Origin of the sequence: Serratia sp. CY82433 (assembly GCF_052166535.1) — a bacterium.
Taxonomy (GTDB): Bacteria; Pseudomonadota; Gammaproteobacteria; order Enterobacterales; family Enterobacteriaceae; genus Serratia; species Serratia sarumanii.
In genome coordinates, this window is the sequence record NZ_JBJNOR010000001.1 from 1122002 (window position 1) to 1143401 (window position 21400).

Annotated in this window: 27 protein-coding genes; 22 read left to right on the forward strand and 5 right to left on the reverse strand. The window is 55.1% G+C overall.

The genetic code is table 11. The annotated features are described in order from the left end of the window. Nucleotides 1-24 precede the first annotated feature (24 nt). From ACJ8PI_RS05585 to ACJ8PI_RS05665, 17 genes are all read left to right on the forward strand, one after another. On the forward strand, nt 25-150 hold the full coding sequence (locus ACJ8PI_RS05585; RefSeq protein WP_015377522.1) for a DUF6889 family protein: 126 nt from the start codon (nt 25-27) through the stop codon (nt 148-150). Beyond that, on the forward strand, nt 147-2153 hold the full coding sequence (locus tag ACJ8PI_RS05590) for a transglycosylase SLT domain-containing protein (protein ID WP_442528084.1): 2007 nt from the start codon (nt 147-149) through the stop codon (nt 2151-2153). Before ACJ8PI_RS05585 ends, ACJ8PI_RS05590 begins: the two co-directional genes overlap by 4 nt. After that, nucleotides 2153-2758, forward strand: coding sequence for a phage baseplate protein (locus ACJ8PI_RS05595; protein ID WP_399573669.1), 606 nt, complete (start codon nt 2153-2155; stop codon nt 2756-2758). The genes ACJ8PI_RS05590 and ACJ8PI_RS05595 overlap by 1 nt, the downstream gene beginning before the upstream one ends. Beyond that, the gene (locus ACJ8PI_RS05600; protein WP_399573671.1) at nt 2755-3060 is read left to right on the forward strand and encodes a phage baseplate plug family protein; all 306 of its coding nucleotides are present in this window, start codon (nt 2755-2757) and stop codon (nt 3058-3060) included. Before ACJ8PI_RS05595 ends, ACJ8PI_RS05600 begins: the two co-directional genes overlap by 4 nt. A gap of 3 nt (nt 3061-3063) precedes the next feature. Continuing rightward, the gene (locus tag ACJ8PI_RS05605) at nt 3064-4125 is read left to right on the forward strand and encodes a hypothetical protein (RefSeq protein WP_399573673.1); all 1062 of its coding nucleotides are present in this window, start codon (nt 3064-3066) and stop codon (nt 4123-4125) included. 8 nt (nt 4126-4133) lie between these two features. Then, nucleotides 4134-4478, forward strand: coding sequence for a hypothetical protein (locus tag ACJ8PI_RS05610; RefSeq protein ID WP_399573674.1), 345 nt, complete (start codon nt 4134-4136; stop codon nt 4476-4478). A 232-nt stretch (nt 4479-4710) separates the two neighbouring features. Next, nucleotides 4711-5445: a hypothetical protein gene (locus ACJ8PI_RS05615; RefSeq protein ID WP_399573676.1), complete on the forward strand. Its 735-nt coding sequence runs from the start codon at nt 4711-4713 to the stop codon at nt 5443-5445. Continuing rightward, nucleotides 5446-5853 carry a hypothetical protein gene (locus ACJ8PI_RS05620; RefSeq protein ID WP_197849154.1) on the forward strand — a complete coding sequence of 136 codons (408 nt, stop codon included), beginning with the start codon at nt 5446-5448 and terminating at the stop codon, nt 5851-5853. Between the two features lie 57 nt (nt 5854-5910). Next, complete coding sequence (locus ACJ8PI_RS05625) at nt 5911-6669, forward strand: Gp138 family membrane-puncturing spike protein (RefSeq protein ID WP_319861088.1); 759 nt, start codon at nt 5911-5913, stop codon at nt 6667-6669. Then, nucleotides 6666-7016, forward strand: coding sequence for a hypothetical protein (locus ACJ8PI_RS05630; protein WP_015377530.1), 351 nt, complete (start codon nt 6666-6668; stop codon nt 7014-7016). Before ACJ8PI_RS05625 ends, ACJ8PI_RS05630 begins: the two co-directional genes overlap by 4 nt. Next, on the forward strand, nt 7009-8199 hold the full coding sequence (locus ACJ8PI_RS05635) for a baseplate J/gp47 family protein (RefSeq protein WP_015377531.1): 1191 nt from the start codon (nt 7009-7011) through the stop codon (nt 8197-8199). Before ACJ8PI_RS05630 ends, ACJ8PI_RS05635 begins: the two co-directional genes overlap by 8 nt. After that, entirely contained in the window at nt 8196-8774 is a 579-nt protein-coding gene (locus ACJ8PI_RS05640; RefSeq protein WP_399573679.1) for a DUF2612 domain-containing protein, read from the forward strand. The genes ACJ8PI_RS05635 and ACJ8PI_RS05640 overlap by 4 nt, the downstream gene beginning before the upstream one ends. Next, nucleotides 8775-9554, forward strand: coding sequence for a phage baseplate protein (locus ACJ8PI_RS05645; protein WP_399573681.1), 780 nt, complete (start codon nt 8775-8777; stop codon nt 9552-9554). A gap of 16 nt (nt 9555-9570) precedes the next feature. Further along, a complete protein-coding gene (locus ACJ8PI_RS05650) occupies nt 9571-11886 on the forward strand; it encodes a sialate O-acetylesterase (RefSeq protein WP_399573683.1) in 2316 nt (771 codons plus the stop codon). Nucleotide 11887: 1 nt separating this feature from the next. Beyond that, nucleotides 11888-12694 carry a hypothetical protein gene (locus ACJ8PI_RS05655; protein WP_399573685.1) on the forward strand — a complete coding sequence of 269 codons (807 nt, stop codon included), beginning with the start codon at nt 11888-11890 and terminating at the stop codon, nt 12692-12694. A gap of 156 nt (nt 12695-12850) precedes the next feature. Then, nucleotides 12851-13249, forward strand: a complete 399-nt coding sequence (locus ACJ8PI_RS05660) for a HumD family translesion DNA polymerase (protein ID WP_084969811.1) — start codon at nt 12851-12853, stop codon at nt 13247-13249. Nucleotides 13250-13684: 435 nt separating this feature from the next. Then, a complete protein-coding gene (locus ACJ8PI_RS05665) occupies nt 13685-14092 on the forward strand; it encodes a hypothetical protein (protein ID WP_239509768.1) in 408 nt (135 codons plus the stop codon). On the opposite strand, the gene ACJ8PI_RS05670 is transcribed toward ACJ8PI_RS05665, so the two are convergent. Together ACJ8PI_RS05670 and ACJ8PI_RS05675 are read right to left on the reverse strand one after the other, a co-directional pair. Next, nucleotides 14089-14307 carry a hypothetical protein gene (locus ACJ8PI_RS05670; RefSeq protein WP_004940942.1) on the reverse strand — a complete coding sequence of 73 codons (219 nt, stop codon included), beginning with the start codon at nt 14305-14307 and terminating at the stop codon, nt 14089-14091. The genes ACJ8PI_RS05665 and ACJ8PI_RS05670 overlap by 4 nt on opposite strands. 63 nt (nt 14308-14370) lie before the next feature. After that, nucleotides 14371-14535: a hypothetical protein gene (locus tag ACJ8PI_RS05675; protein ID WP_164096376.1), complete on the reverse strand. Its 165-nt coding sequence runs from the start codon at nt 14533-14535 to the stop codon at nt 14371-14373. Nucleotides 14536-14826: 291 nt separating this feature from the next. Between ACJ8PI_RS05675 and ACJ8PI_RS05680 the strand changes: the two genes are divergently transcribed. The 5 genes from ACJ8PI_RS05680 (at nt 14827) to ACJ8PI_RS05700 (ending at nt 17862) form a co-directional block, all read left to right on the forward strand. After that, nucleotides 14827-15177, forward strand: coding sequence for a DUF4377 domain-containing protein (locus ACJ8PI_RS05680; protein WP_004940949.1), 351 nt, complete (start codon nt 14827-14829; stop codon nt 15175-15177). A gap of 183 nt (nt 15178-15360) precedes the next feature. Then, nucleotides 15361-16560 (forward strand): enoyl-ACP reductase FabV, encoded by a 1200-nt coding sequence (gene fabV, locus ACJ8PI_RS05685; protein WP_033638117.1) that lies wholly within the window; start codon nt 15361-15363, stop codon nt 16558-16560. A 227-nt stretch (nt 16561-16787) separates the two neighbouring features. After that, entirely contained in the window at nt 16788-17006 is a 219-nt protein-coding gene (locus ACJ8PI_RS05690) for a hypothetical protein (RefSeq protein WP_033646423.1), read from the forward strand. A 171-nt stretch (nt 17007-17177) separates the two neighbouring features. Continuing rightward, nucleotides 17178-17483 carry a hypothetical protein gene (locus ACJ8PI_RS05695; protein WP_049196550.1) on the forward strand — a complete coding sequence of 102 codons (306 nt, stop codon included), beginning with the start codon at nt 17178-17180 and terminating at the stop codon, nt 17481-17483. A gap of 43 nt (nt 17484-17526) precedes the next feature. Continuing rightward, nucleotides 17527-17862 (forward strand): hypothetical protein, encoded by a 336-nt coding sequence (locus ACJ8PI_RS05700; RefSeq protein ID WP_033653833.1) that lies wholly within the window; start codon nt 17527-17529, stop codon nt 17860-17862. A gap of 37 nt (nt 17863-17899) precedes the next feature. Here the strand turns inward: ACJ8PI_RS05700 and dcuR are convergent, their stop codons facing one another. The 3 genes from dcuR to ACJ8PI_RS05715 all read right to left on the reverse strand — a co-directional run bounded on the left by dcuR (nt 17900) and on the right by ACJ8PI_RS05715 (nt 21193). Next, nucleotides 17900-18619, reverse strand: a complete 720-nt coding sequence (gene dcuR / locus ACJ8PI_RS05705; RefSeq protein WP_060438788.1) for a two-component system response regulator DcuR — start codon at nt 18617-18619, stop codon at nt 17900-17902. Next, nucleotides 18612-20225: a sensor histidine kinase gene (locus ACJ8PI_RS05710; RefSeq protein WP_049235096.1), complete on the reverse strand. Its 1614-nt coding sequence runs from the start codon at nt 20223-20225 to the stop codon at nt 18612-18614. The genes dcuR and ACJ8PI_RS05710 overlap by 8 nt, the downstream gene beginning before the upstream one ends. 125 nt (nt 20226-20350) lie before the next feature. Then, nucleotides 20351-21193, reverse strand: coding sequence for a class I fructose-bisphosphate aldolase (locus ACJ8PI_RS05715; RefSeq protein WP_041034690.1), 843 nt, complete (start codon nt 21191-21193; stop codon nt 20351-20353). Between the last annotated feature and the right edge of the window lie 207 nt (nt 21194-21400).

The window sequence follows — 21400 nt, forward strand, 5'->3', positions numbered from 1 at the left end:
CTGTTACGCCCGGTGGATGCCGGCATGTGCAGCTTTGAGGCGCTCAAGGATGGGCGCCTCGATTTGTTCGACGTCGCGCTGATGAATGATTACCTGGACATGAAAGCGGATAACGAAGCCCGGATCGCCAGGTGGAGAGAGGATCAATGAACGCTGAAACCATCAAGGATTTTTTGATTTCTCTGGGCTTCGAAATCGACGCCACCGGCGAGCGAAAATTCTCTGCTGTTGTCGCCGGCGTCACGGCGAACGTGCTCAAAATGGGGGCGGCAGTAGAAGGGGCCGCGCTGACAATCGTCGGCTTTACCACGCAGATCGCCAATGGCCTGGATAAAGTCTATTTTGCATCGCAGCGCACCGGTGCCTCAGTGGCGGGCATCCGAGCGTTGGGATATGCCGCCTCGCAGATGGGCGCGGACGCGGCCGCTGCGCAGGGTTCGCTGGAGAGCCTCGCGAGATTCATCCGTAACAACCCGGGCGCCGAAGGTTTCCTGAACCGCCTGGGCGTGCAGACGCGCGGTGCGAACGGTCAGATGCGCGATGCCGCCGCCATTTTTACCGGTGTCGGCGATAAGCTGCGCAGCATGCCGTATTACCGAGCGAATCAGTATGCGCAGATGCTGGGGATCGACGAAAACACGCTCCTCGCCATGCGCCGCGGCATCAACGGTTTTACTGCCGATTACCAGAGCATGCTGAAAGCCACCGGCCTGAACGCCGACCGCGCGGCGCAGCAGTCTAATAAATTCATGACCTCCATGCGCAGCCTGACCGCGCTGCTTGGCATGGCAAAAGACAAAATCGGCTCAGGTCTGGCCGGCGGACTGAGTGGTTCACTGGATACGCTGCGCCGGCGCATCATGGATAATTTCCCGAAGATAGAGGGATTCATCACCAAAACTGTTCGGGGTGTTCTCTGGTTAGCCGAAGTTTTCGGGCGGATGCTTTACCGTGGCTATCAGGCTATCGATCAGGTGATCACCTGGTGGAAAAGCCTCGATACCGAATCGCGCAAACTGATCGGGATTTTCGGCGCGTTGCTGGTTGCCTGGCGGCTGCTGAATAGCGCTTTCCTGATGTCGCCGATTGGGATGATCACTGCGCTTATCGTGGGGATCGGCCTGCTGTGGGACGATTACCGCACCTGGAAAGAAGGCGGAAAAAGCCTCATCGATTGGGCGAAGTGGGAACCGGCTATCACCCAGGCCAAGAACGCGATGATCTGGCTGCGTGACAAGCTGCTCGAACTGAAAGACGCCGTCGGCGGCTGGAAAACTGCGCTGGAAATTTTGGCCGGTTTCGTGGCTGTTACCTGGGCGGCGAAAATGGTCAGTGCGATCGGCTCCGTGACTAAAAGCGTCGGTGGCCTGTCAAAAGCGATGGGCGGCCTGGGCAAAGTCGGCGTGATCGGCGGCTTGCTTGCGGTCGAAGAGGCTGTCGTTAAACCGCTCGAGGGGAAATATTCCTGGCTGACCAACAACCCCGTCGCCAATTTCCTGAACCAGCTACCAGGGAGCGACACGGTAGACGAATGGGGGCGCAAATTGCTGCCGTGGCGCCGTGATGAGTCTACGCAATACGGCCAGTCGGTGCGCCGACCGCAGGCGACAAAAGCCGGGGCGGCGCTATTGGGCTGGCTGCAGCCCAAACTGACGCAGCTCGAGGCAATGTACAACCTGCCGGCGGGCCTGCTGCGCAGCGTTGCGCTAACCGAATCTGGCGGCAATCAGTTTGCTGTTTCCGGTGCCGGCGCGAAAGGTTTGTTCCAGTTCATGCCGGGCACCGCCCGGGACATGGGGCTGCGCGGTGATGACGTCTTCGACCCGTCCAAGTCGGCGGCGGCCGCGGCGCGTTACCTGGGAATGCTGCTCCGCATGAACGGCGGCGATCTGGAAAAAACGCTGGCGTCCTATAACTGGGGGGTCGGCAACGTTCAGAAGCACGGCATGGGGCTGATGCCGGCGGAGACGCGCAACTACATACCGAGAGTGCTCAGCAACATGCCAGGCGCCGGCGGGAATAGCCTGAATCAGCAGACGGTGATTAATATCCACGGCGTTAACGATCCCGCGCGCGCAGGGATGGAAGTCGCCGATCGTCAAACTGGCGTGAACTCCCGCCTGACCCAGCAACTCTATGCGAGGCCGCAATAATGGATATTCTCTCCGTCCTGTTTTCTCAGCAGACCCGGAAGATCGGCGGCATCATCCCGAGCGTGGCTATTTCGGAAAAACACAGCGACACGCTGGAGATCACCGAGCACCCGATCGAGGATGGCGCGCCTGTCAGCGACCATGCCTACAAGCGGCCGCCGGAGGTGACGATGGAGCTGGGTTTCGCCGGCGGCGGCTCGCTGCTGGATGGCGTCGACACAACCCAGTTTATCGACATCAACAGCGGCCAGACGCTCAGCAGCGGCCCGCGGGAAGTTTATAAGCAGTTGCTCGCGCTGCAGGAAAGCCGCTTGCCGTTCGACGTCACCACCGGCAAGCGGCAGTACCAGAACATGCTGATCCGCTCACTGGATGTCACGACCGATCGCACCAGCGAAAACGTGCTGATGTGTGTCCTGACGCTGCGCAACGTCATCATTTCCCGCACGCAGAGCGTTTCGGTTGCGGACAAAGCCAACATGGCCGACGGCGTCAGCACGTCGGCGGTGCAGAACTCTGGCACTAAATCGGCCAAGCCGGTCAACGAAAGTTTGCTCTCCCAGGCGCAGCGCGGCGCGCTGGGAGTGCTGGGAGGTTTCGGGTGAACATTCAGGAAATTCCGCTGACGCCGGACAATCAGCAATTCGGGATCGCTCTGGGTGGCCAGCAGATGAATATGCGGCTGACCTGGCGCGATGAGGCCGGCTGGTTGCTCGACCTTATGGACAGCGCCGGCGGGGCGCTGGTGAATAGTGTGCCGCTGGTGCCTGGCGCCAACCTGCTGGCGCAGCATGCGCACCTGGGGTTTACCGGTGCGCTGATCGTCATGGTCGACAACAACGAACCAGAGCTACCGACGAAAACCAATCTCGGGATCGGCAGTCATCTTTATTTTGTGCAGAGGTAGGGCATGAGTCAGAACTGGATGCGGCATTTTGAGCTGCAGCTGCTTGACCAGCAGGGCAACGGCATCAGCTTGTCAGATTTTAAAGTCACTTTCCGCATTGAGTGGGCCGATACGCGGTGGCCGCGCGTCGCCAACGTCAAAATTTACAACCTGTCGCCGGATACCCAAAACCGGATTCTGGGCAGCGAGTTTTCAAAAATCCGCATGATTGCCGGCTATGACGGGATCGCCCCAGATGCAGACGCCAGTCAGGTCGGCGTAGCGCGGCCGGTGGACCCGGAGAAATCTGGCCAGCGGGACGGCCAGAACTTTGGCCTGATTTTTGAGGGGGATCTGCGCTTCACGATCACCGGCAAAGATAACCCGACCGATTCCTGGGTGCTGATTCAGGCCGTGGGCGATCATGAAGCGTTTCTCTATGCGACGGTGAACACCACGCTCGCCGCAGGATATACCGTGGCTGACGTGTACAATGCCGTCCTGAAAAGCTTCAACGCCTACGGCATCACCCAGGGGCTCACTGGAACTTTTCCCGATACGGTTTTTCCTCGCGGGCTGGCACTGTTCCAATCCGCGCGCGATGTCATGGACTCCGTTGCCGGCATGTGTAAGGCCACCTGGCAGCTGATCGACGGCAAGCTGCAGATGGTCAACGAGAACAAATACATTCACGAGGCTATCGTGTTGAACAGCGAAACAGGGCTGATCGGCATGCCTCAGCAAACGATGGGCGCCGGCGTTAACGTGCGTTGCCTCATCAACCCGAATATTCGCATTAATGGCCTGATCCAGCTCGACCAGGCATCAGTTTACCGCGCAGCGCTATCCGACAGTGAGATTGCCCAATCCGGCGGCCGCATCAGTGAAACCGAACAGAACGGAAATCGAGTTGTCGCCGGTTCCCTGCAGCAGCCCGCCAGCATCGCGACGGACGGCGTGTATATCGTGAAAGCGATCGACTATACTGGCGACACACGGGGCCAGGCGTGGTACATGGATCTGATGTGTTTCGCACGCGGCTCGGCAGATTTGCAATCGAGCTCTACATTGCTAAAAGGACAGTAGAAAAAACGATGAAAAAATACCTGATGCTGCTAGTCTTCGGATCCTTATATGCGTCATCCGGTTTTGCTGATGTACGCTGTGGTGATTACACTCTAACGGCCAGCAATGATGGATTCATGCACATTAACGGTGTCAGACCGGAAACGCAGAAATTCACCTTCCTTGGACAAAAAGAAGACTATGACAACGTCAAGTACGAATGGCGCGTTGCAACGAACCAGCCGGGAAAATGGTTAGGCATGGAGTACGTGAAGCGTGCAGGCAAAAAGCGTTTTCTTAACGTTCAGCTGCTCCAGGCCAGCATGGATGCGCCGCGTCAGTTTGCGACGTATGACTGCGTCAAGGTGAAGTGATCTGTTTGATAGTATCGCTTCAACAAAGCAGCTCATATGGGGTAGGTTCAATCCGAAAATGATAGCGTTGTGGTGTCTGACAGCACGATTTTTACATCTAACTGATGGCATTTTATGACTTGTAGTAATACACTTCGTTTCATAGTGATGCGTTAGAACGCTTGAAATTTTTAAGATGCAATGAATGATTCATTGCATTTTTTGTCGGTAAAACAACAGCAAAGAAGAACGAATGAGAGCTCCGAAGCCGAAATCTGCTGAGTTTATTGAGATGCTCACCCCATCGTTGATCGAAGGTAAAAATTTGCTCAGCGAGTTTGAAGTGAGGCGAGTAATTGCTGGTGCAAAGCAATTGCCTGACAGATACCAAGGTATTTGCATTGAGGGCCTAGTAAAAATCATCTGTGGTGAGACTGAAGAAGGCGAGACACTCTGTGAACGAGCCATCCTTCTGGCACCACATGATGCGGTGAGTTGGGCAAACTATGCGCTCGCCTTTGCTAACAAAGGTTTGCATAGCAAGCAAATAGAGATTCTCAAGCGTGCTGTCGATGTTGTTCGAAACCCAGAACTTATCCGTGATGTCATAGTAGTGGCGTCGTTCTGGATCGACATGGACCTGTTAAAAAAGGTGGTTCCAATGTTTACAGCAATGGAAATAAAACCTGATGAATCGTGTGCTTTAGCGATCCGCAACTTAGACAAGCTCTTGGATCTTGGGGAGCAAGCTAAGGAAGTCGAGGCTGTGGCTAAAGCAGTCATGAATGTAGCAGAGAAGCATAACCTTCCAGCGATCAGCAGCCAAGTGGGTGATGACGGCTATGGCATGTTAGCTTTTAATTTTGTTGTTGATACTGATGATGTTGACTACTTATCGGTTCTCAATAACGAGTTGATCGATGAAATGCTTGCTTTAGGCTTGGAAACAAGTAGTTGCATCGGCTATTTCGAACCAAAAGGTGATTAAATGGCCGTCAACTACGAATGCTTCATGGAGCTGGCAAAAGCATCTTTAGTCAATAACGGCGAACAATGGACGAGAAACGCTGTTAGTCGTGCTTACTATTGCATGTTTCATTCTGCGCTACGGGTAATCAATGGCAAGGTTCCTTCTCATGATAAGCATGGGCAGAGGATATCTGGTGGTGCCCATGAGAGATTTTTTAACTATCTTTGCGATGGTGCAGCGGCTGAAGATTTTGAACTGGATCCAGTTGTCTTGAAGAAACTGGGGCTAAAGTTGAAATCTAGCCATTTTCAAAGAGTTACCGCTGATTACAAGCTAGATAAGAAAGTGAATAAATTGACCGCTCAGCTTCTGATAAAAGAGGCTGAAGAGGTCGAAAAGCTTGTTTCGGAACTCACAAAAAGTTGAACATATTTACCAATCATACAAAACCCGCTTCGGCGGGTTTTTTTATGGGAAAAATTCATGCCCGTATCCCTCACATCTCAAATCGGCGATAAGCAGCAGGCCGACCAGGCGCTGATCGACGCCATCAACGCAGGAATGCGCGTATCGATCCCCGGCATCATTCAATCCTTTGACGCGGACGCGGTGACCTGCGTCGTCCTGCCGGCCGTGAAAGGTTCCGAGCCGGAAAGCGCCGGCGGCGGAAATTCTGCCAGCCTGCCGCTGCTGGTAGATGTGCCAGTCATTTTCCCGCGTGGCGGGGGCATTACGCTCACGTTTCCGATCAAGTCGGGTGATGAGTGCCTTCTTGTGTTTGCTGACCGTAGCATCGATTTCTGGTGGCAAAACGGCGGCGTGCAGGAGTCAGCCGCCGAACGTATGCACCACTTGTCTGACGCTTTCGCTATTGTCGGCCCGCAGTCGCAGGCCCAGAAAATCAGCGGTATCAGCACCAGCGCCGCGCAGCTGCGCACCGACGACGGCGCCGCATTTATCGAACTCGACCCAAGCAGCCACGCGGTGACCGTTACCACGCCGGGCAAGCTGACGGCCAGCGCGCAGGGCGGCACGGAGATCAACTCCCCCGAGATCGTGCTCAATGGCAACGTGACCATCAACGGCAACCTGTCGCAGGGCATGGGCGCCGAAGGCGGAACGGCGACCATTCTGGGGCCGGTCAACGTGACGAACGACGTCAACGCCGGCGGCATCAGTCTGCAGACGCATAAGCACGGTGGCGTAGAAACTGGCGGCGGCCAGACGGGAGGCCCGCAGTGAGATACCGGAAAGAAGACAAAAATGGCGATTACAGCTTCGGGCGCGGCGAGGGTGATTTCTTCATTAACACGCCTGAGGCTGTAGGCATGGCGGTGATCAGCCGCCTGCAGCTGCGAAAGGGCGAGTGGTTCCTCGATACCACCGCCGGCACCGACTGGACGCAGATACTCGGCAAATACACGTCGGGCCTCTATGACATCGTGATCCGCGAGCGCATCCTCGGCACGCCGAACGTGACCGAGATCGTCGAGTACCAGAGCCAGCGCGATGTTGATACGCGCGACCTCCTGATCACCGCCACGCTAAACACCGCCTTCGGCCAAACCTCGGTAACAACCTATGTATGAAGACATTATCGATTCGATGCTGCCAAAAATAACGGCGGCAGGGATGAGCGCGCCTGAATTCCAGACCATCCTCACCGGGTGGCAGACGATTTTTCGCGGCATCTATGGCGATGACATCTACATCGAGCCAGACAGCAAAGACGGCGTGCTGTTGTCGCTGATCGCCTACGCGATGCACGGCGGCAACAATGCGGCGATCGCCACCTGGAATGCGTTTAGCCCGGCGACCGGCACCGGCGCGGGGTTGGCGAGCAACGTCAAAATCAACGGCATCAGCCGCAAGGCGCCGTCAAATTCCACGGTTGACGTGAAGCTGATCGGCCAGGTTGGCATAGTCATTAGAAATGCCTCAGTACGCGACAGCGCCGGGAACCTCTGGGATTTACCGGCAGAGGTGGAGCTCGATATTCACGGCCAGGCGGTGGTAACCGCGACGGCGCAGAAGGCAGGCGCCATCACCGCGCTGCCCGGCGATGTTTCGCAAATAGCCACACCTACGCGCGGCTGGCAATCAGTCACGAACCCTGAAGCGGCCACCGCCGGCAAGCCGGTAGAAACTGATGCAGAGCTCCGCCAGCGCCAGGCGCTCAGCGTCGCGCTACCGTCCCGAACTGTCATGGAAGGCCTGATAGGCGCTATTGCCAATATCACCGGCGTGACGCGCTATAAGGGCTACGACAACGACACTTCGGAAACCGACATCAACGGCGTGCCGGCGCATGCGGTTTCGATGGTGGTAGACGGCGGCGATGCAGAAGAGATCGCCAGGATCATCGCGATAAAAAAATCACCTGGCGCGCCGACGTTCGGCACTACGACGGTGATCGTCAAAGATGCCTATGGCACAGACAAGCCGATCCATTTTTTCCGGCCGACCAAGGTGCCGATTTACGCCGCTATCAAAATTAAGGTGCTTCCTGGCTACACCAGCGACATCGGCGAAGACATAAAAAAAGCCGTGTCTGACTACATCAACACGCTTTACATCGGCGATACGGTCTATTTTTCGCGGCTCTACGTTCCCGCCACGCTGGGCAACGCTGACAGCGGTAAAACCTATGACCTGATGACGGTGAGCATTGGCAAAGATGCAGTCACGATGAGCGAGGCCAACATTCCGATCCTGTTTAACGAGTCTGCGACCTGTTCGCCGGAGAATATCGCAATTATCACGGTGGCATGATGACCAACAAATACACCGCATTAATACCCGCTTATCACTGCCAATTCCCCAACTACTTCGCCACCGTCAATGCGGTTACTGAGGCGTTCGTGCGCCAACAGGACAGCACGCGCGGTATCGTGCCGGCCTTTGACCTCGACAACGCCATCGGCGCTCAGCTCGATTTTATCGGTCTGTGGGTGGGACGCGGGCGTCGCATACGCGCGCCGGCAGTGAACCATTATTTTTCGTTCGATGATCCGGAGCTGGGTTTCGACCTGGGGACATGGAAGGGGCGCTACGACTCCGGCGATGAGTATATCGATCTTGATGACGACACTTATCGAACGGTACTGCGTGCAAAAATCGGCGCCAATAGCTGGGACGGCACTGTAGAAACGCTGCCCGCCGTTCTGGCGGCCATTTATCCGGATGGCGGTATTGCGATCACTTTTTCGGACAACCTAGATATGAGCATGACGATCACTGCCAGAGGCGCCGTAATACCCGCAATCACCAAGGAAGTCATTCGTCAGGGCTATCTCTCGATCAAGCCGATGGGGATTACTGTCAATTATGAAGTTGTGGAGGGATAAATGGCGAAGAATGAATTTAAACCGTTTGCCATCGGTGAATATGCGAACGTGCTATCACAGAATGAATATGAAGCACTCCCCGCTGTAGGGGCGGGATTTACTGCCGGCGTTGCAAAAAGCGAAGAGCTCAACAAGGTGTGGCGGCAATCTTCTGTGATGTCATCTGTATTAGGTGATTTCATTGCCATTAACTCTGGTGATGATGTTTTGGATGATGGTGACACGAACAGGATTTTACAGTCGCTAATCAAAGCATTATCAAAACCAATAATTGATGTTGGTCACCCTGTCGGTATAGTTTCCTGGTTTGCTCAAAACAAAAATCCTAACAAACTGTTTCCTGGGACTACGTGGGTATATCTTGGTGAGAATAAAACCATTAGGTTATCGAAATCAGATGGGAGTGATTTGCTGGAGTCGGGTGGGGCGGATCAAGTATCTATCAGTAAAGGAAATCTGCCAAATATATCGCTATCTGTTAGCGGCACTGCTAATGAAGTAGATCTCGGTTCTCGACAAACAGATACCCAGGGTAGACATAGCCACAAGTCTGGCATGGCAGGCCCAGGTGCTACATACCAAGATTATATAGTTGGGTCTGATAATGACTCACATAGGCCGCTTACTTATACAAGTGACGATGGCGATCACGCGCATACGGTAAATATTGGTCCGCACTCACATAATGTTAGTGGATCAACGGAAGCCCTTGGTTCTGGAAATGCAATTAATATTACCAACGCTTACATCAAGTTGATGGGCTGGTATCGTACCGCATAATAGAGAGAAATAAATCATGTCTAATAACGGTTTGCCAGTCACTGACGTGGTAGGGGTTTCTGTTACCCTTGGTCAGCGCCGCACTGCTGGCGCATCTGCAGGTGATGCATACGCGCAGGCAGCTCAAGGTAGTGCAGTTTCAGCGGCTAACTCCGCCGCAAAAGCCACTCAGGCTGAACTTGGCGCGGCGGAAGCAGCTGAAGGCGTGGCTGAGAATGCAGTCATCGCGACAGATGCAGCCACCAAAGCCGAGGCGGCAGCAGAAAACGCCCAAAACATCGCAGACGCAAATACCTATTACATTACCCCTGCGGATCCTGATGGGACTATTGCGGGGTTGGCTGGAACCCCAGAGGGAAAATCATTCCGCGTAGCTCAGGGGGTGGGATCTGATGCGTCATTCATTTATTACCGTAAAACTAACGGGCAGGCTGTGGCAATCGCTGATTATCCGAGTGAAACCTCGGTAAGGAGCGTTGCAGGGTTGATAAAGAAATCCTCAGGAAAACCGTTCATGCGGTGGCGTGATAAGCTGGGTATGGTTGCCGCATATTGGTCTGCAGATAATGAAGGTGGGGTGGGTTTTGTCAGCAAATTAGTTGAGTTTAGTAGAAATGGTTTTGTCTCTGAAAACACTGAAGTATCAGACAATGTCATAAGAAACAAAGATTTTTCTGTAGTTAAAAGCGACGACGGCAGTTTTAAGGTAAAAGATAAGCTTGGACTTACCCTTCTTAAAGCGAAAGCCGGGAAGCTCTATCTCCCGAAAATAAGTGCGATATTGAACTCTGCAACAAGGTTAAGTTACGGAAACGTAAAAATATCGATTGGAACCGGTGGCGATATTATTGCTCTTCGTGATAGCCGTGGCGTGGTGGGGCTTCGTGTTGATAAAAACTGCGTGCTGCATGCGAAAATTGCAGGATATGATGGAAGTTCACCTGCAAAAAAGATGACCGAGGATTATATTATATCTCTGGTGCAGTCATTTGCGGATTCGGCAAAAACTAATTTTGGTCGCAGAATTTTTAATAACGTTCCTGCGCTGGGTAATCCAAATAAAACCAAGAAGAAAGTGCAGTTTTGGATTGTCTACGGCCAATCGTTCTCAGTAGGTGCGCAAAGCGGCGTCGCCTTATCACTTACTCAATCGTTAGGTAATGTGATGCTAGGCGATTCGCCGCGCGGTATGAAGTTCTCCACCAATACAACTTATGAATATGCTCCGCTTGGTGGTGCAAATGTCTTTAGGCCGCTGGTTGAGGTCATGCAGGATAACGCAGGAAACATCGTGGCCAACACGTCTGGCGGATATGGAGAGACTATTTCTTCATCATTTGCCAATAACTTGAAGGCCTATCACAACGAAAGCCTTGGGATAGAAAATGATGAGGACTTTATCATCGGCGTCGCCTGCTGCGGCGTTTCCGGCCGAACCATCGAACAACTGAAGAAGGGCGCGACACCAGAGATATACAACCGTGTGGAGACCGCCCTGGATGGCATTGCAGAAGCCGCCGCTGCTGCTGGCTACGATTGGGAAATTGGCGGCATTATCTACATGCAGGGTGAGAATGATAATGGTCAGTCGTTTGAATTCTATTATCCTCGCTTGCAGTCAATGCATGATACTCTGATTGCGTCATGTATGGATAAAAGCGGGCAAGCCCGAAAGCCGCTGTTTATGCTTAATCAACTCGGGAATAACTATGTTCGCGGGATGGGTGTACCTTCCGCGCAAATAGAATTGGCGCTAAAAAATGATAATGTTGTGCTGGTCGGATCGTATCAGGGATTATCGAATCCAGGCGCGCATTTATCGGCTAACTCATATCGAATTATTGGCGCTATGTTTGCTCGGGATGCATTCCGTCACATGTCGGGATATGGCTCATATCCATTTAAATGTGAGAAGGGCGTATATCATGATAATGCTATTTATCTTGGCATGACGCCACATGTCGCCCCGCTGAAGTTCAACAAAGTATTCAACGGATGGAACTATGTCGAGTATTCAGATAAGGGAATATCTGTTAGTGATTCCTCTGGGGCGATTGCTTATTCTGACTTAACAGTTACCACCGTTTCGCCAACCGTAATAAAGATACTGTGCTCCAGAAAACTGACCGGGAAAGTAACTGTAACTTTAGGCGATAGTGCTCATGGTGGAACGCACAACATATGCGATGGAGGGGGGGAAGTTGCTTGCAACAGGTGGGAATATGGAGTGCCTAACCAATATCCGCAAGAGAACATCCCTGAGCTGGTAAATAAAAACTATTCGCTGGCAACATTTGCAGCCATCCAAACAATTGAATGTAACGAGGTCTAATATGGCTATTGATTTAGTGATGGGCGATTCTATTTTTTCCACTGGGGTCTCCATTGATGTTCCGGTCAGTGATGGGTTGGTTTCATTTGGCCTTGGTGGCGATATGCTTGGCATCAACCTGGTTGAAGGAGGCGTGCAGCCAACTATTGTAGGGAGTCCTCTACGCATGGATGCTAAATCTTCTAAGTTGGGTAATTTCGGTTACCTTGACCTGAATATTAATGAAACCGAGAATTTCACATATATTAGTGTGAATAAAATTTGGACTCCAACAGGTCTTAGTGCGTGCAATCTGATTGGTACATTTCAGACCACGTCGGCAACCGGTGTTACTGTCGCTGGCTCAGGTCTGATCATGGAAGCTAATGGCTACCGCACAGCTGTCGCATCTGTCTATGATGGCACGCCGACTGGGGCGACGGTTATCTCGGATAATATCTCCGTCACCAACGGCACCAGCCCGCCTCCGGCAACTGAAGATACAGCAACGTGGCGATTCCTTGCCGCCATCTATGACGGAAATGGAGACTTCGGCTCCGGCGAGACTGCGAACAAGCGGCGTTACATCATCGACAAGACGGTCGGAGCGACTTTAAACAGGCGCAACGCTGATTTGACAATGGTTCGTGATTTGCGAGGCAAGGATACGATCCGGGTCGGCAACATGGGAAGCCGCCTAACTCAAACCAGCACCACGATCATGGGCGCCTACGCCGTCTACAACCGCGCGCTAACTGCCGCTGAGTTCGATTTGATGTACAAGCGGATGCAGGAAATAGCGGTTGCGAATGGCTGGAACGCTATCTAAAAACCAGAGGGCCGGGAGGGAACCCGGCCATTCTCAAAACTATCTTTCTTTATCGATCAGGCATCTGCTATTTAAGGTGTGAATCGTTCTTCACATAGGTTTTTTCTTACGCTTATACTGTATGCGTATACAGTATTTGTTGTGAGGTAAAACACTATGGGAATGATGCCAAAATTTGCCAGCCCGGCAGCAGACTACGTTGAGCGCCGCTTGAGCCTTGACGAGATCTGCATTTCAAAGCCGAGCGCTACTTATCTGCTCCGCGCCGCCGGCCAGGCTATGGCGGTCGGTATCCACGCTGACGCGTTGCTTGTTGTCGATTCGTCGGCGACGCCGGTACACGGCAGCATTATCGTAGCTGCGGAGGAAGGCGCCCACGTGCTGCGCCGGCTTCGCCTTTACCCGAACCGAGCGCTCGAATTTCTGGACGGCTCGGGCCGGGAAACTGAACTCGGTAATGAAGATTCGGAAGAAGGGATCGAAGTATTCGGCGTGGTGATGTACTGCGTGAACGACATGCGGAGTTGTGAATGGGATGACCTGCCGGTTATTTGATGACCGGTCATTAACACAGCAATCACGGCCGAATTTATCCCGAACTGATCCGAGAATTTTGGTAAACGACTGAAATTAAAGAAAGGAAATGCAAGGTATAGCAAGGGACTGCGAAAGGGTTTTATGTGTTAACTATTTGTTTTTTATTGCTATTTTAATTACTTTGCGCATAAAGGAATCGTATTCGGTCTTTTTTTGTGTGATTGATTTATAAGGGAATTCCACTTAAAGCGCCAATAAAACTTCGGTTTCTCTTTCCAGTCGTAACACCTCAGCTCCTCACTCCCCATCCGCACATATCGCTAATTTAGCCGCACCAAAAGTCATTACGTCATTTATGGCGCTGATAAGCTCCGGTCATTGCTCCCATCACCGGTTAAACGAGAGGGACATTATGGGGAATATCAAGGCATTGGGCGTTATAAAAGGATACCCGTGTTGAACGATCGGCTGAGCCAGTTGAAGAGGGTGTTGCCCGCCTATCTTGAGGCGTGGCGTGAGGGGGCTTTACCCTCTGACTGGGGGCAGATGGCCAACCCCGAAGTGGTTGCCGCCCTGTTGGCGGAGTGGGAGGCGCTAAGCGAATTGGCGTCGCTGTTCGAAACCGCGACTGAAACCCCAACCGATCCCGCCGCGTTTTGGCAGGCGCGCGCCGAGCTGATGGCACAGCGCAATCGTGAGCTCAGAGCCCAACTGGCGACGCCAATCCGTTTGCCCGGCGCACGGGTAGCCTTCTTTGGCTATGTGAAAACGGCGGTGATGGACGCCAGGCAGGTGAAGGCGGCAATTCGCGATGCCGGTTTTACCATTGCGGGCGACAGCCAAAATGAGAACACGGCTTAACGCGGCTTCTTCTCAAATTTCTCGGCAAAAAAGAACCGCAGCAATTTATGGGTCCACAGCAGGATGGCGCCGACCACCACCAGCGAGACGACGAAATGCGACAGGTTTTTCGGCGCGGCGTAGCCGTGAGTAAAAGAAACCCCGGCGCCGCTGAGCAGCAGGGTGGCGATCCAAAAGCCGAGCAGCAGGCACAAGGTACGGAACAGTTTAAACATCGTTATCACCGAAATACTGAAAGTACCGACCGAGCGGAGAGACTCAGCCGGAGCTCTGATTAGTTAAAACAGCTGAGCGTGAGCAGGTATTGCCGCCTTTATTGCTGTGCTGCTGCTGTTGTTCTTGTTGCCACCGTTGTTGTTGACGCGGCCGTTGCTGCCGCGGTTGTCGGAAAAGTTACCGGCACCGGCGATCAGGTGGAAGTATTTAGCCTCGATCTCTTGCATAAAACTCCCTCTTTATCGATACGGTTAAATAGCGTAAAGCTTGCGCAAGCCAACTGTTTTTAACAGAAAAAACAGCGGGGATAATTACCGGTTCGGATAAGAACAGAGAATTTATTTAAGAGTATTTTCCAGGCTTATGAGAGTGATGGTGAATGATATTCTCGACGAGGGGGTAGGCGAGCCACCTCGGGCCTTTGCAACGAATGGTCTATCTGCGGCACGCAGCAAGGTTCAATTCACCCGGCCAATTTGTTAGGATCGCCCGACCTACATGACTATTGGTGCAGTACATTGAAAATTAAAGCGTTGTTATTTGTTGCGTTGGCCGCACTGGCCGGCTGCAGCCAGGAGGGAACCTCGATGAATCAGCCCGCAAACGAGAAAGGCGGCCAAACGGAAGTGTTGCTGGTGAACAGCGCGCTGGTGGACTGCGTGGGCGTTGGGCCGATGAAGTGCATGCAGGTGCGCCGCTCCGCGCAGCAGCCGTGGGAGTTGTTCTATACCGGCATCGAAGGTTTCACCTTCGAACCGGGCTATCAGTATCGGCTGAAAGTGCGCGTTACTCCGGTAGAGAACGTGCCGGCCGATGCCTCATCGCTGCGTTACACGCTGATTGAGCAGTTGGAAAAGAACAAGGCGTGACCCTCGACAGGCCGGGTAATCGCAATCCGGCCTGCCATGATTATCCCTTTACCATCATGACATGCCTCGGCGGCGGGCTTGCCGACTGGTCTGTTCACTGCGCTTGTTTTCGCACTTTCTTAAGTATATTGAGAAAATCAGGTATATTGTCCTTCGGTTTTTAGCTACCAAGAAAAAATTACTATGATTATCAAACCTAAAATTCGTGGTTTTATCTGCACCACCGCTCACCCGGCCGGCTGTGAAGCTAACGTCCGTGAGCAAATCGCCTACGTTAAGTCGCGCGGCGAACTGAAAAACGGGCCTAAAAAGGTGCTGGTCATTGGTGCATCCACCGGGTACGGTCTGGCCTCGCGCATCAATGCCGCTTTCGGCAGCGGTGCGGCCACCATCGGCGTATTTTTCGAGAAGCCTGGCAGCGAAGGCAAAACCGGTTCCGCCGGTTGGTACAACTCCGCCGGTTTCGACAAGGCAGCTAAAGAAGAAGGCCTGTACGCGAAAAGCATCAACGGCGACGCATTCTCCAACGAGTGCCGTCAGACCGTGATCGATCTGATCAAAAAAGACCTGGGTCAGGTTGACCTGGTGGTTTACTCGCTGGCTTCGCCGGTGCGTAAGATGCCGGAAACCGGCGAAGTGGTGCGTTCCGCACTGAAGCCGATCGGCGAACCGTACAAATCCGTTGCGCTGGACACCAACAAAGACGTGCTGGTTGAAGCCGTGGTCGAGCCGGCCAACGAGCAAGAAATCGCCGACACCGTGAAGGTGATGGGCGGCCAGGACTGGCAGCTGTGGATGGACGCGCTGGACGAAGCGGGCGTGCTGGCGGATAACGCGCAGTCTGTCGCTTACTCCTACATCGGCACCGATCTGACCTGGCCAATCTACTGGCACGGCACGCTGGGCAAGGCGAAAGAAGATCTGGATCGCGCGGCGCACGCCATCAACCAGAAGCTGCAGGCCAAAGGCGGCGCGGCTTACGTTGCGGTGCTCAAGTCGGTGGTGACTCAGGCTTCCTCTGCCATTCCGGTGATGCCGCTGTATATCTCCATCGTGTTCAAAATCATGAAGGAGCAGGGCATTCACGAAGGCTGCATCGAGCAGATCCAGCGTCTGTTCGCCACCAAGCTGTACAGCGGCGCGGCGCCGGACACCGACGAGAAACACCGCCTGCGTCTGGATGACTGGGAACTGCGCGACGAAGTGCAGGAAACCTGCCGTGCCATCTGGCAGCAGTTGAACGACAACAACATCAACGAACTGACCGATTATCAGGGCTACAAGGCGGAGTTCCTGCGCCTGTTCGGCTTTGGCCTGCAGGGCGTTGACTACGACGCCGATCTGAGCGGCGAAGCCAACTTCGACGTGATCGAGCTGGTCTAAGCGCGTCGAGCGGTCAAACAAGGTCGGGTTAGCCCGGCCTTTTTTATTGCCTGCGAATTATCGGGTGGCTAAGCGAAAATGTTTATTTTGGGTTAACAGACGAACCGGGTGATTGACATCGGCAGTCGGATGGTGAAATAACGGCGGTTATTAAACTAAAGAAAGTCATTTTTTTATTTACCCTTGCCGCCGGCTGCGGGTATTTTATTTCCTTTAAGGAGGAAATTATGACATGGCGTTATTGTGCCACGGTATCGTTGTTTTTGTTGAGCGGCTGCAGCGCGATTCAGCCGACGTCGACGTCCCCAGACTGGTCTCAGCCGCAGCCTGCCACGCGGGAGCAGCGGCAACGCATCATGGCGGGTGAGTCCGCCTCCTCGGTATTACATGAAGGAAACGTCGGCATTGGCGGCACCTTTGATGGGGCGAAAATATTCGATCGTTAATCCGCTAAATATATTCAGCCAAATTAATGCGCGCATTCTGCCGATATTGTCGGAGGGTTTACCTTTCCTGCGTTATTCTGCCGTGGCCCAACCATTCATTGCGTTAACAGACAATTCGTTTTCCTTATAGGGAACCGCCGGTTTATTTCGGCGTAATCAAAGGAGTTGCCCATGGCGAAGGAGATGGCCGCGATCTTTCTCTTGCTGTTATTGCCGCTAAGCCAAAGCGCCGGCGCGGCGCGTTACGACAGGCCGTGCGAAGGCGTGTCGCCGGTGCTGTTTCAAAAGCGCCTGAAAGCGTTGGCGCAGGATCTGCGGCAGGAAATGAGTGAGGAAGCGACGCCGACAGAGCGCGATGCGGAGGAGCTGGCGCGCTTGGCGGAGTGCGGTATCGAGCCCGGCAAAGCGCCCGTCACCGGCGGGCCGCGAGCGCCGCATTCCGAGGAAAAACCGCCGGCATCGCCAAACGGGTGTTGAGCCGGCGTGCGCGCAGAGTCAAGCGATGTAAAAGGAGTCATTGATGAAAAGGATTGTGTTGGCCGGCGTGGCCTTGTGTAGCTGCTGCTTCGCGCAGGCGCGGGTGGATTTGGAATACCATGCGGCGCCGCCGAAGGACAGTAAGGTCACCGAGGAGTACCAGAAAAAGCGCGACGCATTGCGCCACAAGGTGTGGAATGTCGATAACCTGACGCTGGCCAACGAGCAGGCGATTGCGCGCGAACAGCAGCGCGAGGCGGCAGAGACCGCCGAGCGGCAGCAGCGGAACCTGGAGCAGCAGCAGAAAAAGCAGCGCTGCCTGCGGAGACGCTCGAAAGATCCTCACCGCGAGGCGAAGTGTTACACGCACAGCTTCTAACATTAATCGTCCGGGCGCCATCAGCGCCCTGCGTCGTTTAGGCCGGGCGGCAATGCTCCTTCAGCATGGCGATCGCGTCCGGTTTCAGCTGATACAGATAGACCGGGCGGCCGGTGGCGCCGTACAGAATACGGGTGCCGAGAATGCCGCTCTCCGCCAGATAGATGAGGTACTTGCGGCAGGAGACCCGCGAAATGCCGATGGCGTTGGCCAGATTGTCGGTGGAAAACTCGTTATCGTGCTGCTGTTCGATCCACTCGCACACCGTGCTCAGGGTGATGCTGGTCAGCCCCTTCGGCAGCTTTTTGCTCTCCTGGCCGCCGGGCTGGCGGCGCAGCAGGCTGTCGACGTCGGCCTGCGAAAACTCGCGCTGCGCCAACAGCTGCGACTGCTGCCGGTAGTGGCTCAGCGCCTCCTTGAAGCGGCTGAACTGGAACGGTTTGATCAGATAATCCACCACCCCGTAGTGCAGCGCTTTTTGCACCGTGTTCACGTCGCTGGCGGAGGAGATGATGATCACGTCGGTCTTCTCGCCGAGCTCGCGCAGGCCGGGCAGCAGATCCAGCCCGTTCTCCTGCTGCATGTAGATATCCAACAGCACCAAATCGATGCTGACGCCGGCATCGGCCAGCAGCGCGCGCGCCTGGTTCAGAGTGGCGACCGTCGCCTGGCAGTGAAAACCGCCGACCTGGCTCAGGTAGTATTTGTTCAGCTCCGCCACCATCGGGTCGTCGTCGACAATCAGTACGTTAATCATGAGTTCTGCTCTTGGCCTGATAGGGAAGGTGCACGAAAAATTGGGTCAGCTCGCCCGGTTCGGACTCGAAATCGATGCTGCCGCCCAGTTTCTCCAGATGGCTGCGGATCAGCGCCAGGCCGATGCCGCGTCCCGTTCCCTTGGTGGAAAATCCGTGTTCGAAGATGCGCGCGCCGATCGCCGGATCGATGCCGGGGCCATCGTCGCTGACGATACAGTGTAATTGATCGTCGTGATGATGGAAGCTCAGGCCGATCTCGTGGCCCTCAACGCCGTCGATGGCGTCGATGGCGTTTTCGATCAGGTTGCCGAGCACGCTGATCAGCACGTGGGTGGTTTCCGCATCGTCGGTTTCCGGCAGCAGGCTGGTTTCTTCGATGGTCAGTTCAATGCCGGCTTCGTGGGCGCGGCTGATCTTGCCGATGAAGAAGCCCGCCACTTCCGGCGAGTGGATCTTGCGCAGCAGTGCGCCGATCTCTTCCTGATAGTTGCTGGCGGTGTTGATGATGTAGTTTTCCAACTGCTGATAGGCCTTCATGTGCAGCATGCCGAGTATCACATGCAGCTTGTTCATAAATTCGTGCGACTGCACCCGCAGCGCATCGGCGTAGTGCGCCATGCCGCTCAGCCGCTGCAGCAGGCGGCTGACCTCGGTCTTGTCGCGGAAGGTGGCGATGGCGCCGGTCACCTGGCCGTTGACGATCACCGGCACGGTATTGGTCAGCAGTTCGCTGCCGTTGAAGCCGATCTGCCGATCGCGCAGCGGTTGGCCGCTGGCCAGCACCTCCGCCAGATGCAGCTGCGCCGGCCAGTGCTTGCTGGCGGCTTCCAGCAGCAGGTTTTCCACCGGGCCGCTCTGGCGCAGCAGGCGCTTGGCTTCGTCGTTGACGATGGTGATGCGGGATTCATTATCGACCGCGATCACGCCTTCTTTAATCGACTGCAGCATGGCGTTGCGCTGTTCGAACAGGTTGGAGATTTCGTAAGGCTCGAAACCCAGCATGATGCGCTTGAGCGCGGAGACCAGGAAGAAGGTGCCCAGGCTGCCGACCAGGGCGGCGAAGGCGATGGTCCAATAGATGATCCAGCGGCTCTCCGCCACCACCCGCTGCACGGTGTCCAGCGCGATGCCGAGCGCCACCACGCCGATTTGCTGTTTCTGCGCGTCATACACCGGCACGAACACCCGCAGCGCCGGGGCCAGCGTGCCGCGGTTGATGGCGCTGTTGACGTGGCCTTGCAGCGCGGGTGCCAGATCGTCGCCGATAAAATGCTTGCCGATCAGCCAGGGTTTGGGGTGCGAATAGCGGATGCCCTGCATATCCACCACCACCACGAACAGCAGCTCGTTTTGATGGCGCACCTGCTCGGCGAAGCGCTGAATGGCGCCGCTTTGGTCACGCTGCTGCAGGCCGTCGACCACGGTGCTGGAGAGCGCCAGCGTATTGGCGACGGCGATGGCTTTCTGCTGCAGCTGATCTTGCCCCTCGCGGCTCATCTGCACGAAAAACAGCGCGAACACCACCAGCAGCACCGAAGCGATGATGGCGGACACCATCAGCGTGATGGAGGTGCTCAGCTTGAGCGGCACCCGTTGTTTTGGCATGGCGGTTCTCCGAATGGCGATATCACGGCGTATTCTAGCGAGGAATGAGGCAAGCTGCAGTTACCGGCAGCAGGTTATAGCATGCTGCCGGGGAGCGGGGGGCTTATTTTAGTTACAAAAGCGGGTCACTGCTGGTGGTAGATCTCCAGCGCCTGTTGGCCGCTGGCGCCCTGATGGATGATTGCCATCAACGCGCGCACCACCTGCGACGGATTGCTGTGTTGATAGACGTTGCGGCCGTAAACCATGCCGGAGGCACCCTGGGCCATCAGCGCGGCGGATTTCTCCAGCACCGGCCCCAGCTCCCCCTTGCCGCCGCCGCGCACCAGCGTCGGGCAGCGCGCCGCTTCCACCACGCGGTGAAAATCTTCCACCCGCTCGGTTGGATCGGCCTTGATGATGTCGGCACCCAGTTCGCGCGCCAGCCGCACCAGCGGCACGATCTTCTCCACGTCGCCGAGCGAGCCGTAGGCGGCGCCCTGGCCGGCCGGCGCCATCACCAGCGGTTCGATCATCAGCGGCATGGCGTAGCGATCGCAGGCGTGGCGCAGGCGGCCGATGTTCTCCACGCACTGGCGGAAAATGCCGGGCTCATCCGGGATCATATACAGATTGACCACCACCGCGGCGGCGTCCATTTGCAGCGCCGCCAGGATTGGCGCCTCCGGATTGTGCAGCACCGCCCACATCTCGCGGTGGCGGGCGGCGTTATAGGCGTTGCCGACGTCGGTGCGCATCACCAGCGCCGGTTTTTCGCGCTGCGGCGCGCGCTGCAGCAGATCCGCCTGGCCGTAGTTGACCTGAATGGCGTCGGGGCGCGCGGCGATCAGGTTGCCCATCACCCGTTCGATATCTTCCAGGCCGATCAAGAAATCCGGTTCGTTGGCGATGCCGTGATCGATCGCCACGTCCAGGCACTTGCCGTTGTTGAACAGGCGGTTCATCCGCACCTTGCTGCTGAGCTGCATGTCAGGTCCTCCTGAGATAGGGATATGTCCATTATTGCCGAGTAAGGATGGTCGGGAAACGCGGAAACCGCAAACTGCGCGGCCGCTCGCAGTTTTTGCCGGCGCACGAAAGGAGCACGCTCGCCGGCGGCTTGCACTTCATTTGTTAGATCCGTGTCATGTTTTTGTTAATAAGCTATTCCAAAATGCATGTTTCGCTTGTTTGGG